The sequence below is a fragment of the Janthinobacterium sp. SUN118 genome, from assembly GCF_030397695.1.
Classification (GTDB): Bacteria; Pseudomonadota; Gammaproteobacteria; order Burkholderiales; family Burkholderiaceae_D; genus Janthinobacterium.
Map to the genome: position 1 here is coordinate 373599 of NZ_JAPUBV010000004.1, position 21451 is coordinate 395049.

At 67.2% G+C, this 21451-nt stretch carries 15 protein-coding genes and 2 tRNA genes; 12 read left to right on the plus strand and 5 right to left on the minus strand.

The genetic code is table 11. The features are described 5' to 3' along the window. Positions 1-366: 366 nt before the first annotated feature. Positions 367-3582, plus strand: a complete 3216-nt coding sequence (locus O0880_RS23435; protein ID WP_289889049.1) for a di-heme oxidoredictase family protein — start codon at positions 367-369, stop codon at positions 3580-3582. A gap of 27 nt (positions 3583-3609) precedes the next feature. Here O0880_RS23435 and O0880_RS23440 read toward each other — a convergent pair whose 3' ends face one another. Next, on the minus strand, positions 3610-4971 hold the full coding sequence (locus tag O0880_RS23440) for an ATP-binding protein (protein ID WP_289889050.1): 1362 nt from the start codon (positions 4969-4971) through the stop codon (positions 3610-3612). Positions 4972-5220: 249 nt separating this feature from the next. On the opposite strand from O0880_RS23440, the gene O0880_RS23445 reads away from it, so the two are divergent. Continuing rightward, entirely contained in the window at positions 5221-7374 is a 2154-nt protein-coding gene (locus tag O0880_RS23445; RefSeq protein WP_289889051.1) for a TonB-dependent receptor, read from the plus strand. A gap of 62 nt (positions 7375-7436) precedes the next feature. On the opposite strand, the gene O0880_RS23450 is transcribed toward O0880_RS23445, so the two are convergent. Both O0880_RS23450 and O0880_RS23455 read right to left on the minus strand, forming a co-directional pair. Further along, a complete protein-coding gene (locus O0880_RS23450) occupies positions 7437-8105 on the minus strand; it encodes a response regulator (RefSeq protein WP_071324426.1) in 669 nt (222 codons plus the stop codon). A gap of 22 nt (positions 8106-8127) precedes the next feature. Then, on the minus strand, positions 8128-8499 hold the full coding sequence (locus O0880_RS23455; RefSeq protein WP_034755042.1) for a YajD family HNH nuclease: 372 nt from the start codon (positions 8497-8499) through the stop codon (positions 8128-8130). A 280-nt stretch (positions 8500-8779) separates the two neighbouring features. Between O0880_RS23455 and O0880_RS23460 the strand changes: the two genes are divergently transcribed. The 3 genes from O0880_RS23460 (at position 8780) to O0880_RS23470 (ending at position 16869) form a co-directional block, all read left to right on the plus strand. Continuing rightward, on the plus strand, positions 8780-11803 hold the full coding sequence (locus O0880_RS23460) for a PAS domain-containing protein (RefSeq protein WP_289889055.1): 3024 nt from the start codon (positions 8780-8782) through the stop codon (positions 11801-11803). 64 nt (positions 11804-11867) lie between these two features. Continuing rightward, on the plus strand, positions 11868-13094 hold the full coding sequence (locus O0880_RS23465; RefSeq protein WP_289889056.1) for an exonuclease SbcCD subunit D C-terminal domain-containing protein: 1227 nt from the start codon (positions 11868-11870) through the stop codon (positions 13092-13094). 16 nt (positions 13095-13110) lie between these two features. After that, on the plus strand, positions 13111-16869 hold the full coding sequence (locus tag O0880_RS23470) for an AAA family ATPase (protein ID WP_289889058.1): 3759 nt from the start codon (positions 13111-13113) through the stop codon (positions 16867-16869). A gap of 32 nt (positions 16870-16901) precedes the next feature. Here O0880_RS23470 and O0880_RS23475 read toward each other — a convergent pair whose 3' ends face one another. Next, complete coding sequence (locus O0880_RS23475; RefSeq protein WP_198043741.1) at positions 16902-17069, minus strand: hypothetical protein; 168 nt, start codon at positions 17067-17069, stop codon at positions 16902-16904. Between the two features lie 178 nt (positions 17070-17247). On the opposite strand from O0880_RS23475, the gene O0880_RS23480 reads away from it, so the two are divergent. The 5 genes from O0880_RS23480 to O0880_RS23500 all read left to right on the plus strand — a co-directional run bounded on the left by O0880_RS23480 (position 17248) and on the right by O0880_RS23500 (position 19981). Further along, the gene (locus tag O0880_RS23480; RefSeq protein WP_034755039.1) at positions 17248-17457 is read left to right on the plus strand and encodes a hypothetical protein; all 210 of its coding nucleotides are present in this window, start codon (positions 17248-17250) and stop codon (positions 17455-17457) included. 61 nt (positions 17458-17518) lie between these two features. Beyond that, on the plus strand, positions 17519-18367 hold the full coding sequence (locus O0880_RS23485) for a hypothetical protein (protein ID WP_289889059.1): 849 nt from the start codon (positions 17519-17521) through the stop codon (positions 18365-18367). A gap of 59 nt (positions 18368-18426) precedes the next feature. Further along, positions 18427-19605, plus strand: a complete 1179-nt coding sequence (locus O0880_RS23490) for a class I SAM-dependent methyltransferase (RefSeq protein ID WP_289889061.1) — start codon at positions 18427-18429, stop codon at positions 19603-19605. Positions 19606-19695: 90 nt separating this feature from the next. After that, positions 19696-19772, plus strand: a tRNA-Met gene (locus tag O0880_RS23495). Between the two features lie 132 nt (positions 19773-19904). Next, a tRNA-Met gene (locus tag O0880_RS23500) sits at positions 19905-19981 on the plus strand. A 59-nt stretch (positions 19982-20040) separates the two neighbouring features. Here the strand turns inward: O0880_RS23500 and O0880_RS23505 are convergent. Beyond that, on the minus strand, positions 20041-20610 hold the full coding sequence (locus tag O0880_RS23505) for a hypothetical protein (RefSeq protein WP_289889062.1): 570 nt from the start codon (positions 20608-20610) through the stop codon (positions 20041-20043). Between the two features lie 142 nt (positions 20611-20752). Here O0880_RS23505 and O0880_RS23510 point away from each other — a divergent pair, with 142 nt between their 5' ends. Continuing rightward, on the plus strand, positions 20753-20917 hold the full coding sequence (locus tag O0880_RS23510; protein ID WP_289889063.1) for a hypothetical protein: 165 nt from the start codon (positions 20753-20755) through the stop codon (positions 20915-20917). A gap of 14 nt (positions 20918-20931) precedes the next feature. After that, complete coding sequence (locus tag O0880_RS23515) at positions 20932-21450, plus strand: sigma-70 family RNA polymerase sigma factor (RefSeq protein ID WP_071324435.1); 519 nt, start codon at positions 20932-20934, stop codon at positions 21448-21450. Position 21451 lies beyond the last annotated feature (1 nt).

The following is a 21451-nucleotide window of genomic DNA, read 5'->3' on the forward strand; positions in this document are numbered from 1 at the left end:
CATTTCAGGAAGATACCGCATTCCCGCCGCGCGCCACGCATTTTTTCCTGAATTTTATTCATGCTATCGCGCAATTTCATTCACCTTGCGCACCGCCATAGTGCAAAAAACCCGGGCAACATGAGCAGTTGATGACAACTGCACGAGACCTCTTGACATGCCTCATGGGCTTCTATAACTTGAGAAAATATTGCCGCATGGCAATTAAAAACCGCTCCCCGATCCTTGCCCGCCATGCCCTTCCTTGCCGCCCCCTGGCCGCAAGGCGCTGCCGTGACGGTGCAGCATGCACAACAGCATGGACGGGGATACGGCGACGGCCAGTCTGACCAATCTCGCATAATCAATAAAAACAAGGAAGATAGCATGCACACATCCCTGCTTCGGCCCCGGCGGCACCAGGCCGGTTTTATCCACTTTTCCAGGCGGCGCCTGCCGCTGGTGCTGGCCCTGCTGCTGGCCGCATGCGGCGGCGGTGGCGGAGATGGCGCCAGCGCGCCGCCCATGGCGCAGCGCCTGCTGGCGGAAACGTCGCCTGAAACGGCGCTGACGCCGGTCGCCGCCACGGCAAGCTCGGCGGAACGGGGCGACCTGTCGGCCAGCGCCGCCATCGACCGCAATGACGGCACGCGCTGGGGCAGCGGCTTCTCCGACAACGAGTACCTGACCCTCGATTTCGGCACCTCGCAGCGCATCACGCGCGTGCATATCGCCTGGGAAAACGCGCACGCCAGCGCCTACCTGCTGCAGGTCTCGGACGACAACGCGCACTGGACCACCGTCCAGCGCATCGACGACAGCAAGGGCGGCATCGAGGACATCACGGGATTTACCGCGCAGGGCCGCTACCTGCGCATGCAGGGCGTGAAACGGGCTGGCCAGTACGGCTATTCGATCTTTGAAATCCAGGCCTTTTCGGGCACGCCAGTGCTGCCGCCCGTGACGCCGCCCGTCACCGAACCGCCCCCCGTCACCATCGACCCGAACCAGCCCGGCGTGGCCATCTCGCCCGTGGCCGCCACCTCGTCGCCCGTGGAAAACAACGGCATGTCGGCCGCCATGGCGATCGACGGCAAGACGAATACCCGCTGGGCCAGCAAGTTCGAGGACGGCGCCTGGATCCAGTTCGACTTCGGCGCGAAGACGCCCATCGGCTACATGAAGCTGCTGTGGGAAAACGCGTACGGCAAGCAGTACGCGCTGCAAGCGTCCGACGACGGCCAGCAATGGTCGCAAATCCGCTACGTGACGAATGGCCGCGGCGGCACGGAGGAATTTTTCAACCTGGGCGTGAACGCGCGCTATCTCCGCCTGCAGGGCGTGGCGCGCGCCACGCAGTATGGCTACTCGCTGCTGGAAGTGGCATTCAAGACGCCGGGCAGCGACAACAGCCTGCCCACAAGCGCCACCTCGGCCCTGAAATTTCCCGTCGACGGCCATGGCTGGACGCCGCTGCCCGCCGCCGCGCAGCCGCTGGAAAGCCTGCAATTCAGCCTGGCCGACGGCACCCTGGTGACGCGCTTTGGCGCGCGCGGCCTGGCGCGCCACGGCCGCGAACGGGGCGAGGAATGGAACGAGATCGGCTACGGCCCGAATGAAACGGTCGATCCCGTCACGGGCCTGCCACGGGACAAGGGGCCGGGCAACTATCTGACCTTCGTGCCGCAGTACTTCAAGAACCGCACCTGGGGCGTGGAAATCATCGACAACAGCAAGGTGCCCGGCGTCGTCAAGCCCACGCTGATCGTCAACCAGTACACGACCGTCGACTTCCTCTCCGGCGGCGTGGCCTTCTTCCGCGGCTTCGACCGTCCCGGCGTGACGGGCTATGGCTGGATGTCGCCGGGCGAACTGGTCGACCGCAACGTCCCCGTCTGCAAGCCCATGGCCTACCCCGCCAACGACCGCCTGACGAACGCCAATGGCATCAACGGCGCCTGCACCCTGCTGATCAAGGAGTACCCTGGCCATGGCGGCCTCGATGCGAACGGCATGCCGAACGGCACCGACGTCAAGTCCCGCGCGCTGACGGCCGGCGACATCATCGAAGTGTCGCCGTCGATGTTTTCCACCACCGCCTCGATGGCCTCGAAAGGCGACGATGGCGGCATCCGCTACTACTCGTACGAATGGACGTATGTGGTGGGCGCAGGCCTGCGGCCGTGGTATGGCGTGCAGCCGCGCCTCAATTCCGTGCCGCTGCCGGAAGAAACGCTGTCGGGCGGCCTCGGTTCCGTGTCCTACAATTACTCGGACAACGCCCTGTTCATGTTCCAGCAGCCGCACAACAATATCGGCATGCAGAACATGCAGCGCTTCGTCGAAGGACGCCGCCTGGTGCACACCAACTTCACCACGGGCGAGCACAATGAGGGAGGCAACGACCGCTACGCGCCGGCCGTCAAGCTGCAGGGACAGCGCTACGGCCAGTCGGCCTGCATCGCCTGCCACGTCAACAATGGCCGCAGCCCGGCACCCGTGGCCCTGAACCAGCGCCTCGACACGATGGCCGTGCGCGTCGCCAGCCTCGATGGCGCGGGGCAGCAGGTGCCGCATCCGCAATACGGCACGGCGATCCAGATGAATGCCGTATCGCCATCCGGCGTGGCGCAAAACTGGGGCAACAGCGTCAGCGTGGCAGGTTTTGCGACCAGCAAGACGATCCTGGCCGACGGCACGGTGGTCGAACTGCGCAAACCGACCCTGGCCTTCGAAGGCCCCGTGCCGGCCATCGTCTCGCTGCGCGCGGCGCCGCCGATGATAGGCGCGGGCTTGCTGGAAGCCGTGCCGGAAGCCGACATCCTGGCGCGCGCCCGTTCCACGCCGGACGCCGACGGCGTCAAGGGCCAGCCGAACTATGTGTATGAGCCGGAAACGGGCGCCGTGCGCCTGGGCCGCTTCGGTTGGAAGGCGTCGAAGGCCACCTTGCGCCACCAGGCGGCCGATGCGCTGCTGCTGGACATGGCCGTCACCTCGCCCGTGTATCCGAACCGCGCCTGCATGGCGGGACCGGTGGCCTGCGCGGCGGGCGGCCGCCAGCCGGGCATCTCGGAAGCGGACCTGCAGTCGATCACCCAGTACCTGGCCCTGGTGGCCGTGCCGGCGCAGCGCAGCCTGGCCAGCGGTTTCCCGAAAGGCGTGGCGCCGATCGACGAACTCAAGGTCGACCCGCAGCAGGTTGCCGCTGGTGCCAAACTGTTCCAGGGCATGCGCTGCGCTGCCTGCCATACGGCGGAAATGAAGACCGGTTCCGGCCATTTGTTTGCCGAATTGCGCAACCAGACCATCCGCCCCTACAGCGACCTGCTGCTGCACGACATGGGCCCCGGACTGGCCGACACCTTCACGGAAGGCCAGGCGCAAGGCAGCATGTGGCGCACGGCCCCGCTGTGGGGCATCGGCTACACGGAAAAAGTCATCGGCAATGGCGGCAAGGCCGGCTACCTGCACGACGGCCGCGCGCGCAGCCTGACGGAGGCGATTTTGTGGCACGGCGGCGAAGGGACTCGGGCGCGCCAGCGCTTCGAGCAGCTGTCGGCACGCGACCGCGAGGCGCTGCTGGGCTTCCTGAAGTCGCTGTAGACGTTTGCAGCACCGCTGGCGGCACCATCATGGAAAGATGACGGTCACCGCCAGCCCCCTGCCCTGCAGGCCGGTGCCGAGGACGATGTCCGCGCCGTGGCGTTCGGCGATGCGGCGCACGATGGACAGTCCCAGTCCGCTGCCGGGCTGCTGGGTGCCGCCCAGGCGCACGAAGCGTTCGAACACGCGTTCGTGCAGTTCCTCGGCGATGCCCGGCCCGCTGTCGGCCACGCGCACGAAGCTGCGCCCCGCTTCCACGCCACAGCTGATCGCGACGACACCGGGCGCCGGCGTGTAGCGCAGCGCATTCTCGAGCAGGTTGCGCAGCAGGATCTGCAGGCTGTCCGCATCCAGCGCGCATGGCGCCGGCGCCATGCTCACCGCCAGCGACAGCTGATGCTGCCGGCCCCATTGCCGCCACTGCGCCGCCTGCTCGGTCAACAGGTCGGCCAAGTCTCCCGCGCGCAGGTCGACCGCCGCGCCCGCCTGCGGGTCGAGCTGCGCCAGCGCCAGCAGCTGGTTGACGAGGCGCGTGGCGCGCTCCACGCTGGCGCCCAGCGCGGCGATGAATTCATCGCGCTCGGCCCCGCTGCGGGCCCGCTGCAGCACTTGCAGGTTGGTCTTGATGGCGGCCAGCGGCGTGCGCAATTCGTGCGCCGCATCGGCCGTGAAGCGCTGCTCGTTGTCGCGGCTTTGCCGCACGCGCCCGAACAGGCGGTTAATTTCCAGCAGCAGCGGATGCAGCTCCGCCGGCGCGCCCACCAGGTTGACGTCGGCCAGCTCGTTCGGCGTGCGCGCCGACACCTCCTGCGCCGACGTTTGCAGCACGCGGAACACGCGGTGGATGCTCCACCAGATGGCGATGGTGGCCAGCCCCACCAGCAGCAGCCCGAACACGGCGATGCGGCAAAAGAAGCCGCGGCTGATGTCGTCGCGGTGGCTGGTCGGCTCGGCCACCAGCAGCTGCAGGGTGCGCGCCTGGTTCCACAGCGCATACAGGCGCCAGCGCTGGCCGCCGATGCCGGTCCACGACAGGCCGTCCGGCGCGCTGCGCGACAGCGCGATGTCGGACGCCGCGTCATTGCGGTACAGGACGCGCTGCTGCGCATCGCGCACCTTGAACAGCAAATAGTGGTGCGGATTGGGCTGGCCCCGCATGGGCAGGTCGACGGGCCCCGTCAAACCGTGCTCGCGCACCTCCTTTTCCACCAGCGACATCAGCAGGTGGCCCGTTTCCACCAGCGACTGGTCGAACAGCTCCTGGCTTTCGCGGCGCGCCTCGACATACACGATGGCGGCGCTGCCGACCCACAGGCTCAAGGTCAGGCCCAGCAGGACGGTCAGCAGGGTGCGCCGCAGCGACCAGGCGCTCAGGGCGCGCCCGCTCATGCCGGCGCCGGGCAGGCGCCCGCTTTCCAGCCGGTTTCGGTGAGAACAATATGCATGGGAAGGGCCTGGGATGAAATTCGCATGATGCCGCGGGCTGGTTAAGAATCTCTTAAGAACTCCTGCGCAAGATTCTGTGCGAAATATTTTTTGGGAAATAACGGCCGCAATTGTAAATGATTCTTATTTTCCCCATGATTCCCATTACTTCAGCTGCATAAACCAATAACTAATCAACGATCAGGAGTTTGCATGTCCAACAGCACCCGCCGCGCCAGCCTGCCGCGCCCCACCACCGTGGCCCTGGCCATCGCCGCCCTGTCCTGCCTGCCAGCCGCCGCCCAGACGGGCGCGCCGGCCAGCATGCCGGAAGTGGTGGTATCGGCCGCCGGTTTCGAGCAGGATATCAAGCAGGCGCCGGCCTCGATCACCGTGCTGACGCGCCAGGAACTGTCGAAGGAACGCTTCGGCAACCTGACGCAGGCGCTGGAAAGCGTGGAAGGCATCGACGTGGGCGCGGCGGGCGACAAGACGGGCGGCATGAACATCAGCATCCGCGGCATGCCCAGCGACTACACCCTGGTGCTGATCGACGGGCGCCGCCAGAATGCGGCCGGCAATGTCACGCCGAACGGCTTCGGCGGCACGCAGACGAGCTTCATGCCGCCGCTGGCCGCCATCGAACGTATCGAGATCATCCGTGGCCCCATGTCGACCCTGTACGGTTCGGACGCCATGGGCGGCGTGATCAACATCATCACGCGCAAGGTGGGCAAACAGTGGATGGGTTCCGTCTCGGCCGACTACACCTTGCAGGAAGAATCGGCATTCGGCGACGTCAAGGCCGGCCGCTTCTACCTGAGCGGCCCGCTGGTCACCGACACGCTGGGCCTGTCCCTGCGCGGCAGCAAGCAGCGCCGCGACGCGGCCGACATCCGCCACAGCAACGCGGCCGGCGTGCAGGTGCCCGCCAGCATGGGCGCCAACCCCGTGCGCTCGGACGTGGACAACTTCGGCGCGCGCCTGGCGTTCACGCCCAACCGCTTCCATACCGTCATCCTCGACGCCGACGCGGGCCGCCAGACCTACGACAATTCGAAGCAGCAGCTGGGCACCCTGGGCCTGCAGGGCGGCTACGGCCCGGAACAGAAATACAAGCGCGACCAGTGGACCCTGTCGCACACGGGCCGCTTCGGCTTCGGCACCCTCGACAGCAGCTACATGGTGAACAAGACGGAAACCCTGGGCCGCACGATCCCGCCGGGCACGCCAGGCGCCGTGGCCGGCAGCGCGCGCACGCTGGAAGTGGAAAGCCAGGTCTTCGACACCAAATTGGTGTTGCCTTTAGGTAAGCACATGGCCACCGTCGGCGCGCAATGGTGGAAAGCTGAAATGACGGACGGCGTGGCGCCAAAGACATTCGAATTCACGCAAAAAGCCCTGTTCGTCGAAGACGAATGGCAGGTGCTGGACACCGTCGCGCTGACCTTCGGCGCCCGTTATGACGATCACAGCATCTTTGGCGGCCAGACCAGCCCGCGCGCGTATGCCGTGTGGAATGCGACGCCAGGCTGGACCGTCAAGGGCGGCATCAGCAAGGGTTACAAGACGCCGCGCGTGGAACAACTGTCCCCAGGCATCAACGGTTTCGGCGGCCAGGGCACGATTCCCCTCGTCGGCAGCCCGAACCTGAAGCCGGAAACGAGCACGACGGCGGAAATCGGCGCGTATTTCGACAACCTGGCCGGCTGGACCGCCAGCGGCACCGTGTTCAACAATGAATTCAAGGACAAGATCACGACGGGCACGGGCCTCGTCAACTGCGACTACCGTCCCTCGCCCAACCGTCCCGGCTGCGTCAGCTTCGGCAACTGGCCCAACGTCGATGCGTTTGGCCAGTCGATCAACGTGGACGAGGCCGTCACGCGCGGCGTCGAGCTGAATACGCGCTTCCCCTTGAGCAAGACGCTCTCGGCCAGCGCCAACTACACGTACACGGACAGCGAGCAGAAGAGCGGCAGCAACGCCGGCAAGCCGCTGAGCGACACGCCCAAGCACGCCGTCAACGCGCGCCTGAGCTGGGATATCTCGCGCGAGTGGAACGGCTGGCTGCGCGCCGAATACCGCAGCGAGCGCTTCCGCGATCCCGGCGCCTCGGCCTCCACGCGCGCCGCCAAGGCCGCGCTGGGTGACTACAAGGGCTACACCATGCTGCACCTGGGCACCAGCTACCAGCTGAGCAAGCGCGTCACCCTGAATGCGGCCGTGTACAACCTGCTCAACAAGGACTTCATCGATTACCAGCCTTACCGCGCATCGTCGGCACCGACGCTGACCTACGCCAATCGCTACGTCAACAGCCTGGACGGCCGCCGTTTGTGGCTGTCGGCCACCGTGGATTTCTGATGCGTTGATGGCTGAACCGCCATCGAACGCCACGGGCCGCCTCAGGGCGGCCCTTTTTTTCGTCAGGCCGCCGCCACCTTGTCGATGCAGTAGCCGATCGCATGCACCGTGCGGATCAGCTCGCGCCCCAGCTTCTTGCGCAGGTGGTGGATATGCACTTGCACGGCGTTGCTTTCCACTTCGCCGCCCCAGCTGTACAGGCTTTTTTCCAGCTGTTCGCGGCTCAGCACGCGGCCGCTGTGCTCGAGCAGCAGGAGCAGCACGCGGAATTCCTTCAGGGTCAGGGCCACCGGCTGCCCTGCTTTCTTCACCTGGCGGTCCGCGATATCGAGCACCAGGTCGCCATGCACGATGTTTTCGCGCAGGCGCCCGCTGGCGCGGCGGCAGGCGCTGCGGATGCGCGCGGCCAGCTCATCGAGGTCGAACGGCTTGACGATGAAGTCGTCGGCGCCCGCATCGAGGCCGGCGATGCGCTCGCCCACCTTGTCGCGCGCCGTGACGACCAGCACGGCGCCGCCGTAGCCGCCGTCGCGCAGCACGCCCAGCGCCTGCATGCCATCCTGTCCCGGCAAGCCGAGGTCGAGCAGGATGCAGGCATAATCGTGCAGACGCACGGCCGTATGGGCGTGCTCGGCCGTCGTGACCCAGTCGACGGCATAGCCGCACTGTTCCAGGCCGATCTGCGTGGCGCGGCCCAACTGCGGGTCGTCTTCAATGAGCAAAATGCGCATGGGGGGTAGCGGCGCGGTCCGCTCAGTCCTTTTTCTTGATCAGGCCGGCCAGCGCGGCAAACGGATTGTGCGTGGCGGGCGCCACCTCGGCCGACAGCAGGCCGGCGCCGCGGTCCGCTTCCAGGTAGCGCGAGTGCTCGTTATCGTGGCAATACAGGCACAACAGCTCCCAGTTGCTGCCGTCGGGCGGGTTGTTGTCATGGTTATGGTCGCGGTGGTGCACCGTCAGCTGTTGCACGTTGGCGCGCGTAAATTCGCGCATGCAGCGGCCGCATACCCACGGGTACATCTTCAACGAGCGTTCGCGGTAGCCGCTCTCGCGCTGGTCGGCGGCGCGGCGCGCTTCGGCCACGATCTTGTCCAGTCTTGCCGCGTCGGGCTTTTTACTCTGCATGACAACTTTCGATATGGGAGGATGAAGCGCCCATTTTAATGAGGATAGGGCGGGATTTGTACTTTTTCTGCCACGCCGCAGGCCCGTGTCGCCGCTGGCGGGCCTTTTTTAGCATGTGCGGCGCCACAGCTACTTGATTTAACGCAAAATAAGACCAGCGACAGACCACGAACAGACGACGGGAGTGACGGCAACGGGTTCCGCGCAGGGCGGCCGATTTCGGCTATCATGCGCGCCACGCCTCCCGGCCCCTTTCCATGACACTTGCCTGCAAGCGCCCGTGATATCGATAACGAGACCCCTGCAACGCCTTGCCCGCCGCCTGTACCGCTTCAGCCTGGTGCCCCTGTTCGCGCTGCTGTTGCTGCTCGTGATATGGGGCGCCGTCATCTATCAGGTGGGCCAGGAGCGCGCCAGCGCCGTGCGCGATGCGGTGGCCGGCAGCCAGTCGCTGGCGCGCACGCTGGCCGACCATACCGGCTTCATCCTGCGCCAGACCGACCACGCGACGCAATTGTTCAAGCTCAAATACGAGGAATCGGATGGCGCCCTGCGCCTGAATGAATTCACGCGCCGCCAGGGACTGCTCGACAGCGTGCTGCCATCGAAGCTCGAGCTGCCGATCGCCCTCGTCGACGCGCATGGCAACGTGATCGACAGCGCCAACGCCTACCTGCCGGAGAACCTGGCCCGCCAGCCCTTCTTCCGTACGCTGGCCAGCAACCCGGCCGACACGGCCCTGGTCGACACGCCCATGCTCGACGCGGAGAGCAAGCACTGGGCCATCCGCCTGGCACGCCGCCTGAACGATGGCAAGGGCAACTTCGCCGGCGCCATCATCATCCTCGTCGACCCCACGTATTTCGTCGACGACTACGACCGCCTGGACCTCGACGAAAACGGCGTGCTGATGCTGGTGGCGCGCGACAGCGGCCTGACGGTGGGACGCATCGGCGAACAGCTGATCCTCAGCGACCGCATCGACTTCCGCATGCCCGGCCCGCCGCAGCACGCCGCCGAAGAACTGGTGATCGAACCGCCCGTCGACGCCACCGCGCGCCTCTACAGCTACCGCGAGCTGCCGCGCTACCCGCTGCTGGCCGTGGTGGGCGTGAGCCGCGCCGTCGCCCTGGCCCGCTTCGAACACCGCCGCCACGTGTATTTCGGCGCGCTGATCGCCGCCAGCCTGCTGATCGCCGGCTTTACCGCCCTGCTGACGCGCCAGAGCGCGCGCCTGCGCCGCAGCATCCGCCAGCAGAAGGAAGCGCAGGCGCTGCTGCGCGCGGCGCACCAGGGCAGCCTGGACGCCGTGCTGCTGCTGAAAGCCTGGCGCCCCGGCCCGGGCAAGCCGGTGGAAGACTTCATTTTCGCCGACATCAACGAGCGCGCCGCCGACATGCTGGGCAAGCGCCGCTCCGAGCTGCTGGGCCAGCGCGTACTGGCCCAGGTGCCGCTGCTGCGCGGCGAGCGCTTCTTCAAGCGCTTCGTGCTGGTGATGGAGACAGGGCAGCCGCTGGAGGACGAATTCGAGCTGAAACTGGCCTCGGGCGGCACGCGCTGGCTGCGCCACCAGGTCGTGCCGATCAGCGATGGCGTGGCCGTCACCTCGCGCGACATCAGTGCGCGCAAGCACGACGAACTGGCCCTGCAGGACAACCGCAGCTTCCTGCAATCGCTGATCGACCACTTGCCGGTGCTGGTGTACGTGAAAAGCGCGCGGCCCGAGAATTTCGGCCAGATGGAAGTGTGGAACAAGGCCGCCGAAGACATCACGGGCATCCTGGCGGGCGCCGTCATCGGCAAGACCGATTGCGCGGCCTTCCCGCCCGACTTCGGCCTGCATGACGCCGAGGACGACCGCGCCATCCTGGCCGAACGCGGCGTCATCGACCACACCGAAAAGCCGCTGCGCCTGGCCGACGGCAGCCTGCGCTACCTGCATGCCGTGTCCGTGCCCGTCTTCGACGAGCGCCAGCAGATCGAGCATATCCTGTGCATCGCCGAAGACATTTCGCAGCGCCGCCAGCAGGAACTCGAACTGCGCCAGAAGCAGGCCGAACTGGCCGCCGTCACGGATGCGTCTCCGCTGGGACTGGTGCGCCTGGACCGCCAGCGCCGCTGCACCTACGCCAACCGCACCTTCGAAGCGATCACCGGCCTGCCGCGCGCGGCCGCCCTGGGGGCCGGCTGGACCAGCGCCCTGCACCCGGACGACTACCCGCTGATGCACGTGGCCCTCGAACAGCTCACGCGCAGCCATGCGCCGTTCCAGTCCACCCTGCGCTGCCTGCACCGCGACGGCAAGCTGGTCTGGGTCTCCGTGAAGATCGCCCCCATCCTCATCGACGACCGCATCGAAGGCTATGTGGGCAGCCTGGACGACATCACCACCTTGCGCGAATCGGAAGTGGCGCTGCTGGAAAGCGAGGCGCGCCTGCGCACCATCGCCGACACCCTGCCGGCCATGATCGCCTACATCGACGCCGACCAGGTCTACCGCTTCCTGAACATCGCCTACGAACGCGAATTCGGCCTGACGGGCCAGCAGGTGCTGGGCAAGAGCGTGCTCGAGACGGTGGGCGCGGCGCGCTACGGCACCGTGGCGCCGTACATCGCGCGCGTGCTGGCGGGCGAGACCTTGAGCTTCGAGGAAGAAGACTTGAAGGAAGGCATCGAGCGCTGCATGGAAGTGATCTACATTCCACAGATCGGCGAAGACAATCTGCAGGTGGCGGGCTTTCACGTGATGCGCCAGGATATCACCGTGCAAAAGCGCGAAAAACAGCGCCTGCTGAAGCTGGCCCAGGTCGATGCCCTGACCGGGCTGTCGAACCGCGCCGGCTTCCAGCAAAAACTCAGCGACGCCATGCACGCCAGCCGCCAGCAGCGGCACCTGATGGCCGTCATGTACATGGATATCGACCGCTTCAAGCCCGTCAACGACACGCATGGCCACGGCACCGGCGACGCGCTGCTGCGCGCCTTCGCCCAGCGCCTGACGCAGACCATGCGCGTCACCGACATCGTCGCCCGCCTGGGCGGCGACGAATTCACCATCATCATGGAGCAGATCGCCAGGCCCGACGACGCCGCCTTGCTGGCCGAGAAAATCGTCGCCGCCATGCAGCAGCCGTTCGAACTCGATGGCATCACCGTGCGCATTTCGGCCAGCATCGGCCTGGCCTACTACCGCGACGAAGACATCAGCCCCGCCGTGCTGCTGCAGCGGGCCGACGTGCTTTTATATCAAGCCAAGCAGGATGGCAGGAATACGTACCGGGCCGGTACGACGGTGGACGGATAAACAGCCCTGCGCAGCGCGCCATTCCTGCTATATTGGCGCCTGTCTTCCCTACCATCGCCCCACCATGCGCCTGCTGCACACCTCCGACTGGCATCTGGGCCAGACCCTGCATAACCACGAGCGGGGCTACGAACACCAGCGCTTCCTCGACTGGCTGCTCGACACCCTCGTGGCCGAGCGGGTCGACGTGCTGCTGGTGGCCGGCGACGTGTTCGACAACGCCAACCCGTCGGCCGCCTCGCAAAAGCAGCTGTACGTGTTCCTGCAGCAGGCGCGCGCGCGGCTGCCCGCGCTGCAGCTGGTCGTCGTCGCCGGCAACCACGATTCGGCGGGACGGCTGGAAGCGCCCTCCCCCTTGCTGGCCGCGCATGGCACGCACGTGATCGGCCACCTGCTGCGCGACGAAAATGGCGAGATCGACCTGGAACGCCTGCTGCTGCCGCTCACCGACAGCGATGGCAAGGTGCAGGCCTGGTGCCTGGCCGTGCCCTTCCTGCGCCCCGGCGACGTGCCGAAACTGCCGGCCGGCGACTCCCAGGACGCCTATCTGGGCGGCATCGCCCTGCTGTACCGCCAGCTGGCGGACCTGGCGCTGGCGCGCCGCCAGCCCGGACAAGCCCTCATCGCCATGGGCCATTGCCACATGGTGGGCGGCGAAATGTCGAACGACTCCGAACGCCGCATCGTCATCGGCGGCACCGAGATGCTGCCGTCGGGGATCTTCGACGCCTCCATCGCGTATGCGGCGCTGGGCCACCTGCACAAGGCGCAAGCCGTGGGCGGGCAGGCGCATATCCGCTATTGCGGCAGCCCGATCCCGCTCTCCTTCGCCGAGGTCAACTACCGGCATCAAGTACTGTGCCTCGACGTCGACGGCGAACAGCTGCGGTCCGTGCGCGCCATCGACGTGCCGCGCGCCGTGCCCCTGCTGCGCGTGCCTGCCACGCCGGCGCCGCTAGACGAGGTGCTGGCGCAGCTGGCCGCCCTCGACGTGCCCGCCGCGCCACCGGAAGCGCAACCGTTCCTCGAAGTGCGCGTGCGCCTGGACGCGCCCGAGCCGGGCCTGCGCACGCGCATCGAGACGGCCCTCGACGGCAAGAGCGTGCGCCTGGCAAAGATCGAAACGTCGAGCGCCGCGCGCAGCAGCGCGCCGGAAAGCATGACCCTCGACCAGCTGGGCCAGCTGCAGCCCGACGACATCTTCCGCCGCCTGTACCAGCAAAAATACGCCAAGGATGCACCGCCCGAACTCCTCTCGGCCCTGGCCGAACTGCTGCTGCCCGGCGCTTGAGCGCACCTGAAGAACCATGAAAATCCTGAAAATCAGCGGTAAGAACCTGGCTTCGCTGGCCGGTGAATTTGAAGTCGACTTCCAGCAGGAGCCGCTGGCGTCCGCCGGCCTGTTTGCCATCAGCGGCCCCACGGGCGCGGGCAAGAGCACCCTGCTCGACGCCCTGTGCCTGGCCCTGTACGATGCCACGCCGCGCCTGCTGAAGGTGCTGGGACGGGGCAGCGCCCTGCCCGACGTCGGCAAGGAAACCGTCAACGCCCAGGATACGCGCACCCTGCTGCGCCGCGGCACGCCGGAAGGCTATGCACAGGTCGATTTCGTCGGCAACGACGGCGCAAGCTACCGCGCGCGCTGGAGCGTGCGCCGCTCGCGCACCCGCGCCGAAGGCGCGCTGCAAGCCACCGCCATGAGCTTGCACCAGCTGCCCGCGCTGCAGCCCATCGGCGGCACCAAGACGGAAGTCAAGGAAGAAATCGAGCAGCGCATCGGCCTCTCGTTCGACCAGTTTACGCGCGCCGTGCTGCTGGCGCAGAACGAGTTTTCCACCTTCCTCAAGACGGAAGACAATGAACGCGGCGAGCTGCTGGAAACGCTGACGGGCAGCAGCATCTATACCGACATTTCCATGCGCGCCTTCGAACGGGCGAAGAAGGAAAAGCAGATCCTCGAACGCCTGGGCGACAAACTGGCCGACCAGCGCCCCCTGTCGCCGGAAGAACGGGCCGACACCGAGGTGCTGTGCGGCGCGGCCGAAACCACGCTGCAGCACATCGACCTGCGCAAGGCAGTGCTGGAACTGCAGCAGCGCTGGCACCAGGAAAAGCACAAGCTGCAAGGCCAGGCGACGGCGGCGCAAGAAGCGTTCGACAGCGCGGCCGCCGACGGCGCCGCAGCGGCCGGGCGCCACGCGGCGCTGGCGCAATGGGAGTTGCTGCAGCCGGTGCGCCCCCTGGCCGACGACGTGACGCGGCTGGCGAACGACATCGCCGGCACCGGCGCCGCGCTGGAAGCGGCGCGCGTGCAGACGGCGCAAGCGGCGGCGACCGAAGCGCAACTGGCCGCCAGCGCGCAGCTTGCGGCAGCAGCCTTGCTGGCGCACGAAGCGGCGCAGCGCGATGCGGCGCCCCTGCTGGACCAGGCGAAGGCGCTCGATGCCCGCATCGGCGCCCACGTGCCCGCGCACCGCCAGGCCAGGGACGGGGCGCAGGCGGCCGATCAGGCCAACGACACGGCGCGCGGCGCACTGCAGGCACTGCAGCAGCGCCAGCAGACCATGCAGGCGGAGCAGGAAACGGGCCGCCTGTGGCTGGCATCGCACCAGCACTGGCAGGCGCTGGCCGCGTCGTGGCAATTGTCGGATCAGTTGTTCGCGCAGGCCGGCCAGGCCGCCGCGCAAGCCGATGCAGCCGATGCGGCGGTGGCGCAGGCGGCGCAACTGCTGCGGCACGCCGGCGGCGCGGCGCGCGAAGAGCAGGCCGCGCTGGTCGCTGCCGCCCTGGCGCTGGCTGCGCGCGATGCGGAGCGGCGCGAAGCGGCTGGCGCCGTGCAAGCCATCGACGCACAGCTGCTGCAGGAACAGCGCGGCCAGCTGGAAGAGCATGCGCGCCAGTTGCATACGGCGGAAAAGACGTGGACGGAGCTGGCGCGCCAGCAGCAGGCGCTGGCGCACGGACAGGCGCGGGCCGCCCAGCTGGCGCAGGCCGCGCAGGCGGAAAACGCGGCGCTGGCCGCGGCAGCAGCACAAACAGCGCTGCTGGAAGCGGGCCTGGCGCAGGCGGAAAAGTCCTTGAAAGGCGCGGAAGCGGCGTGCGCGGCCAGCGTCGAGCAGTTGCGCGCCACCTTGCAGGACGACCAGCCCTGCCCCGTCTGCGGTGCGCTGGAACACCCGTACAGCCACGCCGACGACGCCTTGCAGGCAATGCTGGCCAGCTTGCAGGACGAAGTGCTGGCCTGCCGCACGCAGGCACGCGGCAATCTGGAACAGCTGGCCACGCACAGGGCGGCACTGGCCACGACTGCGCGCGAGCAGGCGCAAACGGATGCCGAACTGGCATCGCTGCCGCCCGCCATCGCCGCCCTGGACGCGCAGTGGCAGCCGCATGCGGCCACCCTGCAGCTGCCGCCGGAATCCCAGCGCGCGGACTGGTTCACGCAGCAGCTGGCGGCCACCGCGGCCGGCTTGCAGGCGCTGGCGCAGCAGGAGGCGGCGCTGCGCCAGGCCAGCGCGCGGCGCGAGCAGGCGCAGGCGGCGCACGAACTGGCCGGCGCCGAACACGCGCGCCTGACGGCTGCCGTCGCCGAAACGCAGACGCGGCTGGCGCAGTTGCAGGCGCAGCAGGCGGCCAGCCAGGACAAGGCAGAGACGTCGCGCAGCGCACTCGATGGCTTGCTGGCGCAGCTCGATGGGGCCTTTGCCGACACGGATGGCGCCGAAGACTGGAAAGATGGCTGGCGCGCCGGCCCTGCCGCCTTCCGCGCGGCGCGCGAAGCGGAAAGCCGGCAATGGCTGAAGCAGCACGCGGAGCAGGATAGCCGCAGCCACGCGCTGGCGACCCTGGCCGCGCAGCTGGAGGCGGCCGGCGCGGCCGCGCATACGACGGCGCAGCTGGCACTGGCGGCGCACACGGCATTTGCCGCCCTGGACGCGCAGCTGAAGGTGCTGCACACGCAACGCGCGGCGCTGTGGGATGGCCGGCCCGTGGCTGACGTGGAGCGCGCGCTGGCCGGCGCCATCGCGCTGGCCAAAGATCAGCTGGCGCAACGGCAGGCGGCGGCGCAAGCGGCCAGCCAGGCGCGCGCGCGTCTCGACGAGGCATGCGCGCAAACGGCGCTGCGCCTGGACGCCTTGCGCCAGCAAGGCCACGACGCGGCGGCAGCGCTGGAGCACTGGCTGCGCCAGTTCCAGCTTGCCCATCCGGCCCATGCGCCCGCCGATCTGGCCGGCCTGCGCGCGCGCCTGGACGTCGCGCCGGAAGCCATGCGCTTGGAACGGGCCGCCCTGCAAGTCATCGCCGACCGCCACACGACGGCGCTCTCCGTGCTGGCCGAACGCCGGCAGCGGCATGCGGACCACCTGGAGCGGCCACCGGAAGCGCTGGAAACGGACGAGGCCGTGCTGCAGGCAGCGCTCGACGCGCTGGGCGCCGAGCGTCAGGCGGCGAACCAGGAAGCGACCCGCCTGCGCCTGGCCATCGCGCAGGACGAGGCCAGGCGTCACGGCGCGCAGGCGATGCTGGCGCAAATCGAGGCGCAAGCCCTCATCGAGCGACGCTGGGCCAGCCTGAGTGAGCTGATCGGTTCGGCTGACGGCAAGAAATTCCGCAACTACGCGCAGCAATTCACGCTGGAAGTGCTGCTCGGCTATGCGAATGCGCATTTGAACCACCTGGCGCGCCGCTACCAGCTCGAACGCATCGACAATCCGAACAATCCGTCGCTGGGCCTGATGGTGCGCGACCAGGACATGGGCGGCGAGCTGCGCTCCGTGCACTCGCTGTCGGGCGGCGAATCGTTCCTCGTTTCGCTGGCCCTGGCGCTGGGGCTGGCCTCGCTGTCCTCGAACCGCGTGCGCGTGGAGTCGCTGTTCATCGACGAAGGCTTCGGCAGCCTGGACACGGAAACCCTGCGCGTGGCCATGGATGCGCTCGACGGCTTGCAGGCGATGGGACGCAAGGTGGGCGTCATCTCGCACGTGCAGGAAATGACGGAGCGCATCGCCACCCGCATCCTCGTGCAGCCCGGTTCCGGCGGCAAGAGCGTGGTGACGGTGCGCTAGCGGCGCACCAGCGAGGCGGCAAGGGCGGGACGTCAGCGCGGCACGGCCTCCCTTCCCAGCCTCAGCAGTTCCCAGCCCAGTTCGCGGCGGATCTGCTCGGGGTCAGGCGGCGGACGGCGCTGCGCCAGTTCCGCTTGCAACCATTTCCTGACCAATTCCTTGCCAGGTTGCTTCGGCTGTTCCTTGTCACGCTTTTCCATGATGCTACCTCTTCAATGGCGGCCAGACGACCTCCTATATACGTTCAACGTCATGGCGCGGATTCAGTTGACTTGGGCGTGGCGCAGTTGCAACAGTATGTAAGCAGGCGCGGAGTGGGTTAAAATCCCGGCCTTCGCGCAGCAACCGCCTACGCCCCGCAACAGTTCAAGGAATCCCATGAAAGCCGCCCGCAGCCTCACCTTCAAGTGCGTCAAATGTCACAAATCCATGCAGGTCTACCTGCAAAAAGTCTCCGCCTGCTCGCATATCCAGCCCTACCAGGGCATTTGCGCCTGCGGCGAGCTCAAGCGCCACGCCACGGGCCAGGCCGATGCCGTCAAGTCCTACCTGGAATCGGCGGACGGTAGCTGGTCGCACCACCACTAATGGTTAAAGAATGGGCCATGGGTGCCGTTAATTGGGTACTTGCCCATTCAAGAATGTCACCATGTTCCAGCTTCCCGCCCTCATTGCCGGCTCGCGCCAGCCTGCCGCCAACGCCCTGGCGGGACCCGCCTCCCAAAAATCCGGCGCCAGCCAAACCGGCCTGGCGGCCTCGCCACTGATGCAGCGCACGGCGCAGGACGTGGTGGCGCTGTCGAAAAATGGCCTGGACCTGTCTGCCAGGGGGCTGGAACAGCGCACGGACGCGCTGGGCCACGCCACCGTCGACGTGGCGCAGGACTTCCTCTCCACCATGACGCGCCAGCTGTTCGGCGACGGCGCCAGCATCGCCTTCGACAAGGTCGACCTGCAGGCCGGAGCCAGCTTCGGCAGTGGCAGCGTCTCGGGCACCGGCAGCCGCATGGCCGCCTTCAGCCTCGATGAAAGCGCCCACTTCATCGGCAAGGGCAAGATCACCACGGCCGACGGCCAGACCTTCGATTTCGAAGTGGAAGTGCAATACCAATCGACGATCAGTGCCGGCTTGCTTGAGCAAACGCACGGTCCCGATGCGCCGCAGCCGGACGCTGCCGCCGATGAGGCGGACCTGCCCGCCAGAGAGCTGCCCGCCACGGACTTCGCCGGCAATCTGCACGACCTGTTCAAGCTGCTGGGCCAGCAGCTGCAAAGCCAGGTCTACCATGGCAAGCGCGACGCAGACGGCGTCAGCGGCAGTGCTGGCGACCCGGCAGGCAACCTGAGCTTGCGTTTGCTCAATCTGGTACAGCCGGACAAGCCGGCCGACGCCGGCAAGAAAACGGCAGAGGCCACGCCCGAAGCGCAGGCGCGCGCCCGCGCGCTGGCCCAGGCATATGGCACGGAAGGTTCAGGCAGCACGGGCAGCGACGTATAATAGAAGACGGCCTGCGCAGGCGACCATGCCGCGCGCCCACCTTCTTTCGATTGAAACCCATGTCCGACACTTCTTCAAATACCGCCCATCCGCAGATCCACTGGAGCGAAAACGGCGCCGAGCATTCGGCCCGCTGGCGCTCGGAAAGCGGCATGCCGCCGCCCAAGCGCGTCGTCATCGCCGACGACCGCACGACGGCCGACCAGGCTTACCGCCTGGCCTGCGAAGGCACGGCCATGCTGTGGCGCGGCGACTTCCAGAATGCGCGCCAGCTTCTGCAGGCGCTGGCGCGCCGCGCCGACCACAAGAACGACAAGCCCGGCAAGAAGGCCAAGGCCGCCAAGCTGGCCAAGCCCGAGCCGTCCGCCACGGAAGCGTTCCACCTGCACCGCCAGGCCCAGTCGCAGCGCGCCCGCACGCTGGCCATGCTGCTGCTGCCCTTCGATGCCGAATACACGATTCCGCTGCGCCGCGCGCCGGACGTGAAACTGGCTTGCAATGAAGCGTATGGCCGCGGCGAAGAGCCGTTCGTCGCCTCGCTGCGCGAGCTGCTGGGCCTGATCGGCGCGCATGAATGGCGCCGCACGGGCGTGGAATTGCCGGCCCTGGGCCAGCGCATCCACCCGCATTACGGCGTGTTCGCGCCGATCCGCGGCGAATACGTGGGCCTGGTGGCCGAGGCGCCGCTGCCCGCGCGCGCCAAGCTGGCCTTCGATATCGGCACCGGCACCGGCGTGCTGGCCGCCGTGCTGGCGCAGCGCGGCATCGAACGCATCGTCGCCACCGACCAGGACCCGCGCGCCCTGTCCTGCGCGCGCGAAAACCTGGCGCGCCTCGACTTGCAGGACAAGGTCGACGTCGTGCAGGCCGACCTGTTCCCCGCCGGCCGCGCGCCGCTGGTCGTGTGCAATCCGCCCTGGCTGCCGGCCCGTCCCAGCTCGCCGATCGAATACGCCGTCTACGATCCAGACAGCCGCATGCTGCGCGGCTTCCTCGCCGGCCTGGCCGACCACCTGGAGCCTGGCGGCGAAGGCTGGCTGATTTTGTCCGACCTGGCCGAGCACCTGGGCTTGCGCCCACGCACGCAACTGCTCGAGTGGATAGCACTGGCGGGCTTGAAAGTCATCGACCGCCTGGACGTGAAACCCACGCACCCGCGCGTACAGGACGCCAGCGACAGCCTGCACGCGGCCCGCTCGCAGGAAACCACGTCGCTGTGGCGCCTGGCGGCGGCCTGAGGCGGGACTCAAACAGGACTAACAACGGGACTTGAACAGGGATCGGCACCCGGTCATTGCGCATTGCAGCAAACTCCGCTATAATTCGCCTGCGGGGTGGAGCAGTCTGGCAGCTCGTCGGGCTCATAACCCGAAGGTCACAGGTTCAAATCCTGTCCCCGCAACCAATACCAAAAAGCCGCTGATTCCTGCAAAGGAATCGGCGGCTTTTTCCATTCCGGCGCAACATGTCCGTGCCCCGCATGCAAGCCGATGTCATCGGCTCTTTCGCAACGCAGCAAACTCGTATATAATTCGCCTGCGGGGTGGAGCAGTCTGGCAGCTCGTCGGGCTCATAACCCGAAGGTCACAGGTTCAAATCCTGTCCCCGCAACCAATACCAAAAAGCCGCTGATTCTTGCAAAAGATCAGCGGCTTTTTCATTGCTGGCCGCCTTTATGCGGTGGCGGCGCTTGCCCTGATCTGCCTGGCCGCCGCATGCAGGCTGGCCGCCACCCGCTCCAGCTTGTCGGCGCCCGCCGTTTCCGCCAGCGCGGCAAATGCGCTGACATGAAACGTGGCCACCATCGCCGGCGAGACGTCGAGCTCCAGCGCCGTCTTGCTCAATACCGTCGACGCCTCGAGGTAAGGCTCGCTGCCCGCCTCGAACGCCTGCTTGGTTTCCAGCAACTCCTGCCCGCCCTCGGCCTTGGCCAGGCAATCGTCGACCTTTTGCTGGAAGGCCGGCAAGCTATCGCGCAGCGGCCCGGCGTCCGGCACCGCTGCGGGCTCCGGTTCCGCGGGCGCAGGCGCGGCGGGCGCTGGCTTGTCCACCGTCGGCATGTCGCGCAGCGTGAGCCAGCGCTCGACGGCGAGGAAATCGGCAAACGGCTCGGCCACCTTGGGATTCATCAGCCAGACCTCGCCCGTGCGCCAGTCGATCCTGGCGCCGCGCTCATTTCTCGCCAACAAGATATCCTTGCCGCCATCGGCATTCGACACCCGGCCGATATCCAGCCAGTTCATCAACTCCGCCTGGCGCGACATCGCGTTGACCCGGTGGAAGTAGGCCAACCATAAAAATCTGGCGACCAGAAGAACCAGGGCACCGCCAACCATCCACATCATTTTTCGCTCCGCACCACATCAACAGCCCGCATTTTCTCACATGAAAGCTTGCGCCAAGGAAACTTTTACATCTGCCGTGCGGCAGCGCAAATCCCTGGCCGCACGCGGCCCGGGCGCGCAGTCGCATTTCAACAACGCCGCGTTTTCCCTGATTGCCTGGCGCGCGCCGCTGCGCTATTATGAGAACAATTCTCATTTAGATTAAGGCGTCCTGCACGCATGTTGTCCGCCCCCTCCCCGTCGTCCGATTTCCAGGCCCTGTATGCCGAGCACCACGCGTGGCTGCTGCACTGGCTGAAGCGTCGCCTGCACGATGCGGGGCTGGCCGGCGATCTGGCGCAGGATACCTTCATCAAGATCTTCGTTGCGCGCAGCAGCGCCGGGATCGCGCAGCCGCGCCCTTTCCTCGCCACCATCGCGAAACGCCTGCTGGCCAATCACTGCCGCCGCGAAGAGCTCGAGCGCGCCTACCTCGACGCGCTGCTGCACCAGCCGCAAGCCTGCACGCCATCGCCGGAAGCGATGTCCATCCTGCTCGAATCGCTGCAACGGATCGACCGCGCGCTGGACCGCCTCTCCGCCAAGGCAAAGGCCGCCTTCCTGCTGGCCCACCTGGACGGCATGAGCTACGCCGAGATCGCCGCCGAACTGGGCACCACCACGCACTCCGTCAAAAAATACCTGAGCAAGGCCAATCTGCTGTGCTTTTTCGCCGTGCCCGATTTTGCCGCGCCCTGAC